This is a genomic window from Cryptosporangium phraense, assembly GCF_006912135.1.
GTDB classification, from domain to species: Bacteria; Actinomycetota; Actinomycetes; order Mycobacteriales; family Cryptosporangiaceae; genus Cryptosporangium; species Cryptosporangium phraense.
This window is the reverse complement of record NZ_VIRS01000014.1, coordinates 146348-161053: the sequence shown is the minus strand read 5'-3', so window position 1 is coordinate 161053 and position 14706 is coordinate 146348. Positions and strand designations below refer to the sequence as shown.

The following is a 14706-nucleotide window of genomic DNA, read 5'->3' as shown; positions in this document are numbered from 1 at the left end:
TCAGCCACCGGGCATCGGTGCGTCTAGTGCTCTCCGCTCGGGCGTTCCACTCCGGACGCGGTGTCGAGCGGCACCGACGTGCCCCGCACCAGGCCGAGCTGGCTGACCTGGCGCCGGAACGTCGCGTCGAGGATCCAGTCGGCCACCACGCGCGGGTGGTTCCCCGGCATCGCGAGCAGGTGGTACCCCCGGGTCACGACCTTGGCCGGGAACCCGGACAGCGGGATCCCGAGCGGGTTCGCGGCCGCCTTGGCCCCGCTCAGGTCGACGACGAACCCCAGGTCGTGGTGCTTGTACTGGGCCGCCTCGCCGAATCCGAGCGACGCGGCGACGTTCTTGCCCGCCTGCACCCCCTGACGCTGCGCGTGCTGCGCGGTCATCGCCGTGATCTCGCCCGGCCGGGTCAGATCGGGCACCGCGGCACTGTCGCCGGCGGCGTAGACGTCCGGATGGTCGGCGACGGTCAGGTAAGTGTCGACGGTCAGCCGGCCGGACTGGGTCGGCAGACCCAGGCTCTCGATCAGCGGGTCGGGCCGCACACCGACACACCAGATCAGCGTGCGGGTCGGCACGAACTCCCCGTCGGAGAGCTTGACGCCGTCGGCGGTCGCCTCGGCGACCGACGTCTTCATCCGGACCTCGAGCCCGCGCTGGCGCAGGATCGCGTCGGTGGCCCGCCCGAGCCGCGGATCGAGGCCGGGCAGCACGTTGGGGGCCAGGTCGAGCAGCAGCCAGCGGCACCGCTGGTCGCGCAGGTTCGGCAGCCGGCGCATCGCGGCCTCGGTGAACAGCTGGCCGGCCGCGGCCACCTCGGTGCCGGTGTAGCCGGCGCCGACCACGACGAACGTGGTGCGGGCGGCCCGCTCGACCGGGTCGGTCTCGTTGCTGGCGATCTCCATCTGACGGATCAGGTGGTCGCGTAGGTACAGCGCCTCGGCGATGCTCCGGAACCCGTGCGCGTGGTCGGACACCCCGGGCACCGGCAGCAGCTTGTTGACGCTGCCCGGAGCCAGGATCAGCCGGTCGTAGCGGATCGAACCACGCTCGTCCTCGGGGCCCTGGAAGTAGACGCGGTGCTCGTCGGTGTCGATGCCGTCGACCGAGCCGAGCACGAGCCGCACTCCGCGAGCCGCGTTCACCAGCGGAACCGTGATGCGCCGGGGCTCGAGGACACCGGCCGACACCTCGGGGAGCAACGGCAGGTAGAGGAAGTAGTCGGTCGGGTTGACGATCACGACCTCAACGCGGCCCTGGGTCTGGCGCAGTGCGGTCTTGGCCGCGTGCAAGCCGGCGAACCCGGCCCCCACCACGACAATTCGCTTCCGGGAGTTCACGGTGGCTCCTTCTAAGAACGGTAGGGCGTGACGAGTTGGTCGACCGGTGCGAAGTCGTCGGTTAGTACCCTCGCATCCCCCACGAAACGTGTGAGCTCGTCGCCGGACTTGATCTGCATCCCGTCGAGGCGCGGCTGCAGCGCGGTGAGCGGCAGCGGCGTCCGCGAGGCCAGCACGACGAAGTTGCCGCCGTCCCCGCCGAACGTGTCCGGCTCGCCGATCAGCGCGACGTGCGGAAACGTGGCCGCGATCGTCGCGGTCTCGGCCCGGACGAACGCCAGCCGGCCGTGGTCGATGAGGTTGACGGCGTAGAGGCCGGTCGGCCCCAGCGTGCGGGCGACCTCGTCGACGACCTGGCGGGTCGCGAGGTGCCAGGGCACGGCGACGCCGCCGAACGCGTCCCCGACGACGAGGTCGTAGCGCCCGGCCGGCTGTTCGCCCAGCCCGACGCGGGCGTCCTGGACCCGGGTCCGGATCCCGTCGCCCTCACGGAGGCCGAGGTCGGATCGGTCCAGCGAGAGGACCCCGGCGTCGATCTCGTAGACCAGGCTGGTGCTCCCCCGGCGGACGGCCTCCAGGTACCGGGGCAGCGTGAGCCCGCCCCCGCCGAGGTGCAGCGCGCGCACCGGCGCGCCGGGCGGGCGGAACACGTCGGTGGCCGCGGCGATCACCTTGAGGTACTCGAACTGCAGGTAGGTCGGGTCGGCCAGGTCGACGTAGGAGTGGCGCAGCGTGTCGAGCTGCAGGGTGCGCCCGGTGGGCCGCTGCGGGTCGGTCGTGACGCTCGCGCAGTGGTACGCGGTCTCCAGATCGCACGGGTTCGGCGCGACGGTCGTGGCTCCGACCCCGATCAGCGCCAGCACCAGAGAGCCGGCCACCGGCCGGTCGACCCGCCCCCGGCTCACCCACAGCACGACCAGCCCGGCGAGCACCAGCACGGTGCCCAGCCCGGTCAGGATGACGGTCGTCGGCACCATCGCGACCAGCACGAACCCGGTGCCGAACGTCGCCACGATCGACCCGACCGTGCCCAGCCCCGACAACCGCCCGACGATCGTCCCGGTCTCGTCGAGGTTTGCCAGGCGGGCCTTGACGACGACCGGCGGCACCGCGGAGAGCAGCGCCGCCGGGGCGAAGACGGCCGCGAACGCCACCAGCAGCACGCCCGACGCGTCCGCGCCCCGGACCAGGTCACCGACGAACCGGACCAGCGGCGTCACGACGAACACCAGCGCGCCGCCGCCCAGCAGCAGCGGCCCGAGCAGCGCGGTCGGCGACAGCCGGTCGGCCGCCGCCCCACCGAGCCAGGCCCCGACCGCGATCGCCGAGAGGGCGACCCCGATCACCGCGGTGTTCGTCTCCAGCGTGACCCCGACGTACGGCGCGATCAGCCGCAGGCTCAGGATCTCCAGCACCAACACGGAGCCGGAGGCGAGGACGACCAGGAATCCGGCCAGTCCCGCCCCCGGCTGCCAGCGCTTCTCGTCGGTCACCTGCTCATTTCATCAGGTGGAGGAGAACGTCACCGTGACGGACGTGAAACCGAGTGACTTGAACAACCCGGTCAGCAGCGTCCGGGTGTTGTCCTGGGCCCGGCTGGAGAGGTCGGTCTCCTTGGCCGCGTCCGCGATCTTGGCTTCCGCCGCCTTGTAGACATCCGCGAGCTTGTTCGGGTCGTCGGTGAACAGTGACTTGAACCGGTCGATGACCCCGCGCTCCTGGGCGAAGACGTAGCTCTTGTCCTGGTCGAGGTTCACCTTCTCCAGCGCCGGCGGCGGCAGCCGCAGCGACACCGACTTCCGGTCCTCGGACATCTTCAGCGCGTCGCTGGTGACGCCGGAGAAGTCGACGTAGGCGTCGACCGTGCCGACGCCGACGAACAGCGTCCGCTGCCCGGAGATCGCCTTCGGGACGTACTTGGTGTCTTTCTCCAGATCGACGACGACCTGGAACGTGCCGGTCGCGGCCTGGAAGCGGGCCAGGTCCTGGATCGACTTGAGTACCACCGGCCCGCTGCGGTCCACCGTGCTCTGAGCCAGCGGGCGGTCGTCGCTGTTCCACCAGGAACAGGCGCGGAACGAGCCGACGCCGACCAGGACGATCACTGCGAGCAGGATCAGTCCCCAGATCCGGGACCGGCGGTCGACCCGGCGGTCGGCCTCGGGAACCCCGGAGGGCAGCGGACGGGTCGGCTTCTGATTTTCCGGCAACGGCTCAGTTCGAGCGGTTCCGGACTCGTGCTCGTGGGGCATGGTCGCTCACCTCACCCGGTCGTCGGCCCGGCGATGTCACCGGCCGGTGACAGTGTGGAGCTACCCGTCAATCGGCTTCGCCGAACCCTCCGGTGGTCAGGACCACGGATCGGACGCGTGCCTACGGCGCGCGGGCTCGTCGCCGTCGGCCCAGGGCGACGACTCAGGCCCTGCGGTCTCGGGCTTCTGACGCAGTGCCTCCCAGCGCGACGACGCGCCCTGCGGGCCGCCCACACCGTTCGGGGCAGTGCCGTTCGGCGCGGGTGTCACTGCGCCGCCGGGCCAGGCCGGGCCGTTCAGCGGCCCGGGAGCCGCCGCCGTCGGGGCCGGCCCCCCGGAGGCCGGGCCTCGTCCCGCACCCAGCCAGTCCGCGGCCGACGGCTGACCGCCCCGGACAGCGCCGGCGACCTGCGCCGACTGCGCGCCACCGGCCGACGCCGGAGCCGCCGTCCGCGGCGTCCACAGCGAGTCGGACCCGAACGAGTCGGGAGTCACCGACCGCTGCCGGTCCTCCTCGGCCCGCGTCTCCTCGTCGATCGGCGCCGAGAGCGCCGAGTACAGCAGGATGACGACGATGATCCCCGACAGACCGGCGATCACCGGCAGCGCGGTCGTCACGTCGACGCCGCTCATCGCGCTGTGCGTGCTGTCGAGCTTCACCCGCGCGGCCGCCATGCCCACGTAGTGCATCGCGGTGACCGCGACGCCCATGATCAGCGCGGCCCCGCTGATCAGCCAGAGGTTCCGGGCCACGACCGTGAACCAGAGCGCCGCGGTGGCCGCGACGACAGCGATCAGCACCGACAGCGCGACGAGCTTCGGGTCGTACCCGATCGTGCCGTCGACGCGCATCGCGGCCATGCCCGTGTAGTGCATGACGTTGACGCCGAGGCCGGCGAACAGACCACCGGCCAGCACCCGCCACCACTTCATCTTCCCGGTGCCCAGCACGACCAGGCCGATCCCGACGACCACCACGGCGAGGACCGCGCTGAAGATCGTCGGCAGCACCGCGTACCGGACGTCGCTGCCGACGACCGAGAAGCCCAGCATGGCCAGAAAGTGCATCAGCCAGATGCCGGTGCCGCCGATCGCCAGCGCGCTGAGCGTCAGCCAGCCGAACCGTTTCCTCGGCGTGATCGCCTGACGCCCGCGGGCGGTGCAGACGAGGCCGAGCAACGACCCCAGAACTGACACACCGTAAGCAAGGGCAGGCGTGAGCCACCCATAAGCGAAGTGATGGACCTCGGCCATCGGAAAACCTCCCGGCAGGCTCTGCGGCCGAACACGTTGGTTCATCACCGGAGGTTTCTCAAGGCCTAAATCGGACCAACTCGAACGGTATTGAACCCCTCACTCGTTGCATGCAGACAACGACGTTTTGTCGCACCGTTCACACAGGAAAAGCACGTGTTGCAACGGCAATGGGCGTGGTGCGCTAGATCACATGTAGCGAACCATTAGCCCGATTTAAGGACTACCGCGGTACGAACGCACCACTAGGAGTTGCCTCCGACTCGTCGTCGTCACGCACGGTGAGGTGATGACGGAGCTGGGTGCGCATCGTCGCCCGGGTCGGCCGGGCCGCCGGCGGCGGCATCTGCTCGTCGCACTCCTGGAGCAGCCGGACCGTGAGCGCCTGCGCGGCCCGCTCCTCGGCGGCCGGCGCGGAGAGCGTCGCGTAGAGCAGAGCGATCAGCACGGTCCCGACGATCACCGCGCTCGGGATCAGCAGCGTCGTGACGTCCACACCCTCGACCCGGCCGTTGACGCTGACCTCGCGCACCGAGGCCGCGAACATCCCGGTGTAGTGCATGCCGGTCACCGCGATCGCCATGATCGGCGAGGCCGCGGCCAGCGCCGGCCGGCTCTTGATCACGATCGTGAACCACAGCGCCACCGTCGACGCGACGATCGCGATCACCACCGACGACACGACCAGCACCGGGTCGTACTCGACCTGGCCGTCCAGCACCCGCATCGCGGCCATTCCGGTGAAGTGCATGCCGGCCACGCCGAGCCCGGTGATCACTCCCCCGGCCAGCACCTTCACCATCGACGGGCGTCCCAGCCCGACCAGGAAGATGCCGACCGAGACGATCGCGACCGCCATCAGCGCCGACAGAGCGGTCAGCGCCGGGTCGTAGAAGACGAACGTGTTCGAGACCGTGAACCCGAGCATCGCCAGGAAGTGCATCAGCCAGATGCCGGTGCCCCCGATCGACACCGCGCCCAGCGCGAGCCAGCGCACCCGCCAGCTGAGCCGGACGGTCTCCCGTGCCCGCGCCGTACAGATCAGCCCGAGCAGACACCCCAGGACCGAGACCGAATAGGCGAGTACCAAAGTGATCAAGCCGTATGTGAAGTGATGGACATGGGCCATGAGCCCGCTCCTTCGCCCGGGTGCGCCCCCGAGTAACGAACCGGGGCATCGTGACCCAATGGCGACGACGATCGCAATCCGCGACGGACAACTCACACATAGTGGCGTCCACCAGCGCTTACGCCGTCCGGGGGCGCACCAGACCGGTCTCGTAGGCGAGCACGACGAGCTGGGCCCGATCGCGCGCTCCGACCTTGGCCATCGCCCGGCTGACGTGGGTCTTCGCGGTCGCCGGCGACACGACCAGCCGGTCGGCGATCTCCGCGTTCGACAGCCCGGCCGCGACCAGCGCGACCACCTCGCGCTCGCGGTCGGTCAGCACGTCGAGGTCGGCGGTCGGCGCCGGTCGGCGCAGGTGCCCGGCGAACTCGGCGATCAGCCGACGGGTCACGCCCGGCGAGAGCAGCGCGTCGCCCCGGGCCACGACCCGGACCGCCTGCACCAGGTCGGCCGGCTCGGTGTCCTTCACCAGGAACCCGCTGGCGCCCACCCGGATCGCCTCGAACACGTACTCGTCCAGGTCGAACGTGGTCAGGATGACGACCCTGGTCGCGGTCAGCCGCGGGCTGGCGGTGATCCGGCGGGTCGCCTCGAGCCCGTCCACGCCGGGCATCCGGATGTCCATCAGCACGACGTCGGGGGTCAGCGCGTCGGCCAGTTTGGCCGCCTCGGCGCCGTCCTTGGCCTCGCCGACCACCGCGAGGTCGGCCTGCGAGTCCAGCAGCGCCCGGAATCCGGCCCGCACGAGCGCCTGATCGTCCGCGAGCAGAACCCGGATCATGCTTCGTCCGTCGGTAGCTCGGCGCAGACCCGGAACCCGCCGTCGGGCAACGGCCCTGCCTGCAACGTCCCGCCGACCGACTGGGCTCGCTCCCGCATGCCAGGTATCCCGTTTCCGCCACCTTCCGGTGGCTCGTCGATGTCCAGGTGGACGTCCGGCGGCTCGGCGTCGTCGCTGCCGAGGCCGCCGTCTTCGATCCGGACGACGAGCAGGTCGCCGCCGTACTCCAACGTCACAACGGCGGGGACCGGCCCGGCGTGCCGCCGCACGTTCGTCAGCGCCTCCTGGATGATCCGGAACGCGGCCAGGTCGACCCGGGCCGGAAGCGGGCGCCTCTCGCCGACGATCACCGTCGAGACGTCCAGACCGGTGTTGCGGGCGCCGGCCAGCAGGTCGTCGAGCCGGTCGAGCGTCGGCGTCGGCTGGCGCGGGGCGTCCTCGTCGACGCCCCGGAGCGCGTTGACCGTCGCGCGCAGCTCGACCAGAGCGTCCTTGCTGGACTGTTTGATCGCGGCGAGCGCGGAGCGGAGGTCGGCCTCGGTGGCCGCGCCGGTCCCGCTGTCCATCAGGTGCAGCGCGACCCCGGACTGGACGTTGATCAGCGAGAGATGGTGGCCGAGCAGGTCGTGCACCTCGCGGGCGATCCGCAGCCGCTCGTCGGAGACCCGGCGTCGCTCGCCCTCCTGCTTGCTGCGCTCCACCTCGACCCGGCGGGCCCGGTACTCCTCGGCGCGCTCCCGGGCCGCGCGACCGGCCTCGGTGCCGACCAGCACCAGCGCCGTCCACAGGGCGGCCGCGATGAGCCCGCCGAGCGGGACGCCGGGTCCGCGGCCGATCGTGTTCTCGGCCACGACGAAGCCCGCGTACCCGACGCCGGCGATCGTCCAGGCGACCCAGCGCCGGCTGGCCAGCAGGACCGCGTTCAGGGCGACGACCTGGGCCAGGAACGCCGGCCCGGGCGGGTAGCCGAGCAGGTAGTAGGCCGACATCACGACGCTGATGACGATCGCGACCGGGATCGGGGCCTTCTTCCGGGCGCCGAGCAGCAGCGGCCCGGCGACCGCCAGCGCCCAGCCGCGGACGTCGAGGGGGGCGTACCCGTCCAGCGCCGAGGACGCGAGCAGCGTCCCGAGCACGGTGAGGACCAGGATGCCGAAGGCCGCGCCGCCGGGGTGCCGTTCGCCGCGGTTCTCCCAGTCCCAGCGCCGGTGCTCGCGCGCCTCCCAGCGCCGGGCCTGCTCCTCCCAGCGCCGGGCGTGCCGCTCCCACTGCTGGGCCTGCCGCTCGGCGTGCCGCTCCCAGTGCCGGGTCTGCTGGTGCGCGTGCCGCTCCCACTGGTTCGCGTGCTGCTCGGCGAGGCGCTCCCACTCCTGGGCCTGACGTTCGGCCCGCATCCCCCAGTGCCCGGCCCGGCCCGGGCCGCCGGCGCGGCGGCGGGCCCGTTGCTCCCAGCGCGCTTCCCACCGCTCCCAGGGGTGCCGGTGCCCACCCTCCCGGGCGTCGTCGGGCGCCCGGGGGTCTCCCGGCTCGGGTGGGGTCGTCATACCTGAAGACCGTAGGCCAGTCGGTGGTCCCGGTCATCGGCCCGCGGTGGCCCGCGCACGTACCACCAGCGGAGTACACGCGCCCGCGTCCTGCGCCCGGCGGCGCAGCGCAACGGCAGCCCGCGAGCCGACGCGGAGCCGGTCCGGACGACCGAGCATGGAGAGCGTCGGCCCCCCAACCTGCCGGCCCCGACGAACGGAGCGAGACATGTCCGCCGACCAGACCCCACCGCAACCCGGCCGGATCCGATCCTCGACGGCCGAGCGGGAGAAGATCGTCTCGATCCTGCGCGCCGCGGCCGAGGCCGGGCTGCTCTCGCTGGACGAGGCCGACGAGCGGATGGCGGCCTGCTACCAGTCGCAGTACCGGGACGAGCTCGCGCCGCTCGTCGCCGACCTGCCCGACGGCGGCCGGAAACTGATTCCGCCGGACCCGGAGGAGCAGCAACGCGACCGCCGGAACGAGCGGGACGAGTTCGGCCGGCACTTCGGGTTCGTGTTCGTGCTCGCCGCCGTGCTGGTCGGGATCTGGGCGTTGTCCGGCGCCGGGTTCTTCTGGCCGGCCTGGCCGCTCGGCTTCCTGGCGCTCAGCCTGATATTTCACGCTAAGCATCGGAAGCGCCGTCGCGAGTGGCGCGAGCGCCTACGCTCCGGAGCCGTCCCGGAGGACTGGCGGATGTACTACCGCCACCACGGCGGCCGCTGCAACCCGCACGGGCGAGCCCCCTGGTGGGCCGAAGAACGAGCCAATCGCGCCAGCTAGATGTCGTTTCCCGGGTCGACCCCCGCGGTCTTCACGTTCTACGCGGGGAGGTCAGCGCCAGGGCGTCCGAGGGTCAACGGCGGCAGTGACGCGCGGTGTACCCTCTCGGCGTCAGCCCCCAATATTGGTTACGGGGCGTGCAGAACCGGAGGCACCATGCCCGACGTCGACCTCTCCGACGCCGTGTGGCTGCGGAGCTCGCGCAGCATCGAAGACGAAGGCCCGACCGTGGAGGTCGCGTTCGTCGGGGACCAGATCGCGGTGCGTGACTCGACCGACCCGGACGCGGTACTGCTCTTCACTCAGGGAGAGTGGGACGCATTCCTGGCCGGCGTGAACGACGGCGAATTCGATCTCGACGAAGACGGCGAGCTCGCGAACTGAAATAGAGACGACGAAGGGGTGGGCTGCTCAGGCAGCCCACCCCTTCGTCACGACCGGCCTACTTGTCCGCGCTGACCCGGGTGACCTCGGACGCCGCCACCGACGGACCGTTCGGGTGCGGCCCGATCCCGTTGTTCGGGCGCGACCCCAGCTGCTGCTGGTTGGGCGTGGGCTGGTTGGGGGAGGGCACCGCGATCCGCTGGGTCGCCGCCGCCGGGTCGACCGGCTGCTGCGCGGGAGCGGTGGCCCCGGCCGGGCCACCGCTCGACGGGGCTTCACCCTTTAACGTCTCCTCGGGCTCCTCCTCGCCGAACAACCCGGCCGCACCGCCGGTGAGCCTGGCGACGGCCTCCCGCAGGCGGGTGATCTCCGACTTGATCTGCTTCCGGCGCTGGTCGAGCTCGGCCACGATGCGACGGGCCTCGGCGACCATCTGCTCGGCGTCGGTCTTGGCCTTGGCGCGGATCGCGTCGGCCTCGGCCCGGGCGTTGGTGATCGTCTGCTCGGACTGGCGACGGGCCGCGTCGGTGGCGCCGCGGGCGGCCTCGTCGGCCTTGCGGCGGACCTCGGCCGACTGGGCGTCGGCCTTGGCCAGCACGTCGGCGGCGTGCTTCTCGGCCTCGCCGCGCACCCGGGCGGAGAACTGGCTGGCGTCGTCCTGGACTTCGCGGGCGTGCGCCTTGGTGCGCTCGCGGAGCTCCTCGATCTCGCGCTCGGCCTGGGCGCGGAACTGCTCGGTCTCCTGGCGCGTGGCGACCGCGTGCTGCTCGGCCTCGGCGACCAGCTTGTCGGCGTGCGCGGTCTTCTGGCCGTACTCGGCCTCGATCGCGTCCCGGCGCTCGGCGAACGCCTTCTCGACCCCGGCCTTGACGGCTTCGATGTCCTGTTCGGCCTTCGAGCGGGACTGCGCGGCCTCGGCCTCGGCGCGGGCCCTGACCTCGGCGGCCTCGTCTTCGACCAGCGCGAAGATCTGCTCGACCCGGGTGCCCAGGTGCTTGTACGACGGCTTCTCGGTCGTCGGACGGCGCTGGACCTCCACCATCTGCGTCTGCAGATCGCTGATCTGCGCGGCCAGTGCGTGGTTCTGGGCGAGCGCGTCGTCCCGGCGCGCGGCGAACTGCGAGAGTTCGCTCTCGAGCTGCGCGATGTACCGGTCGACCTGACGTCGGTCGTAGCCGCGGAGAGCGAGGTCGAACGTGACCTCTGCGGTTGCCGGATCGCTGAGGGTGAACAGGTTCTGCTCTTCGCCGTTGGCCATGCTTTCTATCCAAACACGGGCGTCCAGGCTTCCCCGACCGCCCGGCGACGACGCGCTGACCAGCGTCTACCTGACGCTGCGTAGCGGTCAGCTATCGGACGTCCGGGCGCGCCGGGCGGCCACCGCGCGTTTGCCGACAAAGACCGCCACAGCGATCCCGATCGCCCCGAGCACCACCGCGTTCAGGACGTCGCTGTAGTCACCCACAGTGGTCCAGTGGGAGCCGAGAGCGTAACCAAGAACCACAAAAATCGTGTTCCAGACTCCACTGCCGATCGTTGTATACAGTGTAAATTTCCCGACCGGCATCCGCTGGACCCCGGCCGGGATCGACACCAGGCTCCGGACGACCGGGATCACCCGGCCGATCAGCACCGCGCGGCCGCCGTGCCGGTCGAACCAGCTCTGCGAGCGATCGAGATCACCCTCGTCCAGCAGCGGTAGACGGCGCAGCCAGACCCGGATCCGCTGCTCCCCGAACGCGGCCCCGAGCCAGTAGAGCGCCAGCGCCCCCAGCACCGAACCGACCGTCGCGGCGATGATCACCGCCACCAAGTCGAGCCGGCCCGCACCGGCCAGATAGCCGGCCAGCGGAAGGATGATCTCGCTGGGTACCGGCGGGAACAGGTTCTCCAGCAGCACCAGCAGCCCGACACCGAACGGTCCGAGCGCTTCGACCACATCCACCACCCAACCGGACAGGCCGGTCAGCTCGTGGGGCTCGTTCGCGGCCAGAGCGGGGGCCATTTCTGCCACGCGGTGCACACCTTTCACCTGATCCGGCATTCCCAGTTCGCAACGGCCCACCCGGTGCGATGGTTCCTAGGTAGGGGGTTCTCACCGGGGTAGTGCGGGTATCGGGGTCCGGAGACCGATGCCATGACCTGAGGGGAGAAGCATGGGTCGCGACGTTCCGGCGGTCGAATTCACTCGAGAGGACCGCCGCCGTTACCGCGAGAAGGTGCGGGCCAGCCTGGACGTGCTGGAACGCATGCTCGCGGAGTCTCGCTTCGACTTCGACCGGCCACTGACCGGGCTGGAGATCGAGCTGAACCTGGTCGACGCCGACGGGCGGCCGGCGATGCGCAACGCCGAGGTTCTCGGCGTCATCGCCGACGACGCCTGGGCGACCGAGATCGGGCAGTTCAACCTGGAGATCAACCTGCCTCCGCGGCGGATCGCCGAGGACGGCCCGGGCGCGCTGGAGAAGGAGGTCCGGGACGCGCTCAACCACGCCGACGACAAGGCGCGGACGATCGGCGCCCAGCTCGCGCTGATCGGGATCCTGCCGACGCTGCGCGAGTCGCACGTCGGCCCGGACACGATCTCGGCCAACGACCGGTACCGGCTGCTCAACGAGCAGATCTTCGCCGCCCGCGGTGAGGACCTGCCGATCCGGATCGACGGCGTCGAGCGGCTGGACACCTACGCGGACAGCGTCGCGCCCGAGGGCGCCTGCACCAGCGTCCAGTTCCACCTCCAGGTCAGCCCGGCGACGTTCGGGTCGTACTGGAACGCGGCCCAGGCCGCGGCCGGGGCCCAGGTGGCGCTGGGGGCGAACTCGCCGTACCTGTTCGGGCACCGGCTCTGGGCGGAGACCCGGATCCCGCTGTTCGAGCAGGCCACCGACACCCGCTCGGCCGAGCTCAAGGCCCAGGGCGTCCGGCCCCGGGTCTGGTTCGGCGAGCGCTGGATCACGTCGGTGTTCGACCTGTTCGAGGAGAACTCGCGGTACTTCCCGGCGCTGCTGCCGCTCACCGAGGACGAGGATCCGGCGGCCGTGCTCGAGGCCGGCGGCACCCCGTCGCTGTCCGAGCTGACGCTGCACAACGGGACGATCTGGCGCTGGAACCGGCCGGTGTACGCGGTCGTCGACGATCGTCCGCACCTGCGGGTGGAGAACCGGGTGCTGCCCGGCGGCCCGACCGTGGTCGACATCGCCGCGAACATGGCGTTCTACTACGGGCTGATCCGGGCGCTGGTCGACTCCGAGCGGCCGGTCTGGAGCCAGATGTCGTTCGCCGCGGCCAAGGAGAATTTCCAGGCCGGAGCCCGGGACGGCATCCACAGCAGGCAGTACTGGCCCGGAGCCGGTGAGGTGCCGGTCTCCGAGCTCGTACTGCGTCACCTGCTGCCGCTGGCCTCCGACGGCCTGGACGCCTGGGGCGTCTCGGCCGAGGAGCGCGACCGGCTGCTCGGCGTCATCGAGGGCCGGTGCCTGACCCATCGGACCGGGGCCGACTGGCAGGTGGCCAGCGTCGAGAAGTACGAGCGCTCAGGCCTCGACCGGGACGAGGCGCTGCGCCGGATGACCGTCGACTACCTCGACCTGATGCACTCGAACGCGCCTGCGCACACCTGGCCGCTGGACTGACCCGGTCGCCGCGGCCGGCGCTCCGGCCGCCGTCGCCGACGGCTCGCCCCGGACGAGCCGGCCGGCCTCGGCGGCCAGGTCGCGCCGATCGACGACCGGCGACAGCGACGGATGGCAGTGCACGCTCGCGACCAGCCCGCGGGCCCTGGCGACCCGCCACACGGACGCGACCAGTGGGTCGTCGCCGACGAACGCCGGCGCGGTCGCCGTCGTCGGGGACGGGGTCCGGCCGCGGATCAGGTACCGGATCCGGATCGGCTCGACCGGAACTCCGGCGTCGATCGCGGCCTGGAACAGCGCGGGCCGGAACCGTCCGCCCTCGACGCCGCACCACGTCGTGCCCTCCGGGAACGCCAGCACCCGGGCGCCGGCCTCGAGCGCGGACCGGACCTCGGCGACCGAGTCGGGTAGCGCCGAGAGCCGGTTCCGGTCGACGAACAGCGTGCCGGCCCGGACGGCCAGCGCACCGAGCACCGGCCAGGCCCGCAGGTCCGACTTCGCGACGATCCGGCCCGGCCGCGCCGCGCCGAGCACCAGCACGTCCACCCAGGAGACGTGGTTGGCGACGACGAGCGAGCCGCCACGGGTAGCGGGCGGAACGGTTCCGTGCACCCGGATCGACAGCGTCCACAGCAGCGCCCGGAACCAGGCCCGGACGACCGCGACCCGCCACTCCCCGCGGAGCACCGGGTAGACGATCGCCAGCGGCAGCGCGCCGAGCAGCGCCCCGACCACGCCGACCAGCCGCAGGATCGCGACCGGGATCGGCACCCGGGGCTCGTCGTCGGCCAGGCACTCGACCTCGCACGGCGAGAACGGCGCCCACGGCGGCCCGGCCGGCCTGAGGTGCGGAGTCATGCGCCGAGGAACCGTCGGAGATAGCGCTGGTCGACGTCGGCCATCGAGAGCAGCACCAGGAAGTCGGCGGTGCCGAACGCCGGGTCGTGCGCGGGCGGGCCGCAGACCTTCGCCCCGAGCCGGAGGTAGCCGCGCAGCAACGGCGGGATCATCGACGCCTTCGGCGCGCCCTCGCGCACCGGCCACGGGTGCAGCGGCTCGGCCCGGAGGGAGTCCGGCGCGAGGTGCTTGGCCCGGATCACCGCCCAGGTCGCGGCGGCGGCGTCGCCGCCGTCGAAGAGCGGCACCGACGCGCAGCCGGCCAGCCACTGGTGCCCGGCCAGGTGCATGTAGCGCGCGATCCCCGCCCACATCAGGCCGATCACCGCGCCCGATCGGTGGTCGGGGTGGACGCACGAGCGCCCGGTCTCGACCAGTTCCCCGCGCAGGTGCGCGAGCCGGTCGAGCCGGAACTCACCGTCCGAGTAGAGCTCGGCGCTGCGCCCGGGCGGCAACATCCGATACGTGCCGACGCACGCGCCGGTGCGGTCGTCGCGGATCAGCAGGTGGTCGCAGAGCGAATCGAACCGGTCGGCGTCGATGCCGACCCCCTCGAGCTCAGCACCGAGCTCGAGCCCGAATACCTGGTAGCGCAGCTCCTGGGCTGCGCGGACTTCCGCCGGCTCGGTGGCGAGGACCACCGAATATCCCGCTGAAACGACAACAGGTGAAGGCATGCCGGAGGTGTACTGCGGCGACGGCTTCGGGCGTAAGGAACTCACGCCCGGACTGGCGT

14 protein-coding genes are annotated in these 14706 nt (G+C 71.7%); 3 read left to right on the top strand and 11 right to left on the bottom strand.

What is annotated here, in order from left to right:
* Positions 1–23 precede the first annotated feature (23 nt).
* The 7 genes from FL583_RS20680 to FL583_RS20650 all read right to left on the bottom strand — a co-directional run bounded on the left by FL583_RS20680 (position 24) and on the right by FL583_RS20650 (position 8294).
* Complete coding sequence (locus FL583_RS20680) at positions 24–1334, bottom strand: NAD(P)/FAD-dependent oxidoreductase (RefSeq protein ID WP_142706345.1); 1311 nt, start codon at positions 1332–1334, stop codon at positions 24–26.
* 11 nt (positions 1335–1345) lie between these two features.
* Complete coding sequence (locus FL583_RS20675) at positions 1346–2827, bottom strand: fused MFS/spermidine synthase (protein WP_170323769.1); 1482 nt, start codon at positions 2825–2827, stop codon at positions 1346–1348.
* Positions 2828–2839: 12 nt separating this feature from the next.
* Entirely contained in the window at positions 2840–3586 is a 747-nt protein-coding gene (locus FL583_RS20670) for a DUF4230 domain-containing protein (protein ID WP_142706344.1), read from the bottom strand.
* Between the two features lie 96 nt (positions 3587–3682).
* Positions 3683–4783 carry an MHYT domain-containing protein gene (locus FL583_RS41020; RefSeq protein ID WP_205752308.1) on the bottom strand — a complete coding sequence of 367 codons (1101 nt, stop codon included), beginning with the start codon at positions 4781–4783 and terminating at the stop codon, positions 3683–3685.
* 280 nt (positions 4784–5063) lie between these two features.
* Positions 5064–5969: an MHYT domain-containing protein gene (locus FL583_RS20660; protein ID WP_142706343.1), complete on the bottom strand. Its 906-nt coding sequence runs from the start codon at positions 5967–5969 to the stop codon at positions 5064–5066.
* A gap of 118 nt (positions 5970–6087) precedes the next feature.
* On the bottom strand, positions 6088–6750 hold the full coding sequence (locus tag FL583_RS20655) for a response regulator (RefSeq protein WP_142706342.1): 663 nt from the start codon (positions 6748–6750) through the stop codon (positions 6088–6090).
* Complete coding sequence (locus FL583_RS20650) at positions 6747–8294, bottom strand: histidine kinase (RefSeq protein ID WP_142706341.1); 1548 nt, start codon at positions 8292–8294, stop codon at positions 6747–6749. The genes FL583_RS20655 and FL583_RS20650 overlap by 4 nt, the downstream gene beginning before the upstream one ends.
* A gap of 208 nt (positions 8295–8502) precedes the next feature.
* Here FL583_RS20650 and FL583_RS20645 point away from each other — a divergent pair, with 208 nt between their 5' ends.
* Together FL583_RS20645 and FL583_RS20640 are read left to right on the top strand one after the other, a co-directional pair.
* The gene (locus FL583_RS20645; protein ID WP_170323768.1) at positions 8503–9057 is read left to right on the top strand and encodes a DUF1707 domain-containing protein; all 555 of its coding nucleotides are present in this window, start codon (positions 8503–8505) and stop codon (positions 9055–9057) included.
* A 156-nt stretch (positions 9058–9213) separates the two neighbouring features.
* The gene (locus tag FL583_RS20640; RefSeq protein WP_142706339.1) at positions 9214–9441 is read left to right on the top strand and encodes a DUF397 domain-containing protein; all 228 of its coding nucleotides are present in this window, start codon (positions 9214–9216) and stop codon (positions 9439–9441) included.
* 58 nt (positions 9442–9499) lie between these two features.
* Here the strand turns inward: FL583_RS20640 and FL583_RS20635 are convergent, their stop codons facing one another.
* Both FL583_RS20635 and FL583_RS20630 read right to left on the bottom strand, forming a co-directional pair.
* Complete coding sequence (locus FL583_RS20635) at positions 9500–10699, bottom strand: coiled-coil domain-containing protein (protein WP_142706338.1); 1200 nt, start codon at positions 10697–10699, stop codon at positions 9500–9502.
* Between the two features lie 87 nt (positions 10700–10786).
* A complete protein-coding gene (locus FL583_RS20630; protein ID WP_142706392.1) occupies positions 10787–11446 on the bottom strand; it encodes a DedA family protein in 660 nt (219 codons plus the stop codon).
* A gap of 151 nt (positions 11447–11597) precedes the next feature.
* Between FL583_RS20630 and FL583_RS20625 the strand changes: the two genes are divergently transcribed.
* Positions 11598–13073: a glutamate-cysteine ligase family protein gene (locus tag FL583_RS20625; protein ID WP_142706337.1), complete on the top strand. Its 1476-nt coding sequence runs from the start codon at positions 11598–11600 to the stop codon at positions 13071–13073.
* Here FL583_RS20625 and FL583_RS20620 read toward each other — a convergent pair.
* Both FL583_RS20620 and FL583_RS20615 read right to left on the bottom strand, forming a co-directional pair.
* Positions 12975–13931: a lysophospholipid acyltransferase family protein gene (locus tag FL583_RS20620; protein WP_142706336.1), complete on the bottom strand. Its 957-nt coding sequence runs from the start codon at positions 13929–13931 to the stop codon at positions 12975–12977. The two genes, FL583_RS20625 and FL583_RS20620, sit on opposite strands and share 99 nt — an antisense overlap.
* On the bottom strand, positions 13928–14647 hold the full coding sequence (locus tag FL583_RS20615; protein ID WP_142706335.1) for a GNAT family N-acetyltransferase: 720 nt from the start codon (positions 14645–14647) through the stop codon (positions 13928–13930). The genes FL583_RS20620 and FL583_RS20615 overlap by 4 nt, the downstream gene beginning before the upstream one ends.
* Between the last annotated feature and the right edge of the window lie 59 nt (positions 14648–14706).

What these genes read in the sequence shown, in the direction of transcription:
- FL583_RS20670 (WP_142706344.1), bottom strand. Translation starts at nt 3,586, where the DNA reads ATGCCCCACGAGCACGAGTCCGGAACCGCTCGAACTGAGCCGTTGCCG.
- FL583_RS20660 (WP_142706343.1), bottom strand. Translation starts at nt 5,969, where the DNA reads ATGGCCCATGTCCATCACTTCACATACGGCTTGATCACTTTGGTACTC.
- FL583_RS20655 (WP_142706342.1), bottom strand. Translation starts at nt 6,750, where the DNA reads ATGATCCGGGTTCTGCTCGCGGACGATCAGGCGCTCGTGCGGGCCGGA.
- FL583_RS20650 (WP_142706341.1), bottom strand. Translation starts at nt 8,294, where the DNA reads ATGACGACCCCACCCGAGCCGGGAGACCCCCGGGCGCCCGACGACGCC.
- FL583_RS20645 (WP_170323768.1), top strand. Translation starts at nt 8,503, where the DNA reads ATGTCCGCCGACCAGACCCCACCGCAACCCGGCCGGATCCGATCCTCG.
- FL583_RS20640 (WP_142706339.1), top strand. Translation starts at nt 9,214, where the DNA reads ATGCCCGACGTCGACCTCTCCGACGCCGTGTGGCTGCGGAGCTCGCGC.
- FL583_RS20635 (WP_142706338.1), bottom strand. Translation starts at nt 10,699, where the DNA reads ATGGCCAACGGCGAAGAGCAGAACCTGTTCACCCTCAGCGATCCGGCA.
- FL583_RS20630 (WP_142706392.1), bottom strand. Translation starts at nt 11,446, where the DNA reads ATGGCCCCCGCTCTGGCCGCGAACGAGCCCCACGAGCTGACCGGCCTG.
- FL583_RS20625 (WP_142706337.1), top strand. Translation starts at nt 11,598, where the DNA reads ATGGGTCGCGACGTTCCGGCGGTCGAATTCACTCGAGAGGACCGCCGC.
- FL583_RS20620 (WP_142706336.1), bottom strand. Translation starts at nt 13,931, where the DNA reads ATGACTCCGCACCTCAGGCCGGCCGGGCCGCCGTGGGCGCCGTTCTCG.
- FL583_RS20615 (WP_142706335.1), bottom strand. Translation starts at nt 14,647, where the DNA reads ATGCCTTCACCTGTTGTCGTTTCAGCGGGATATTCGGTGGTCCTCGCC.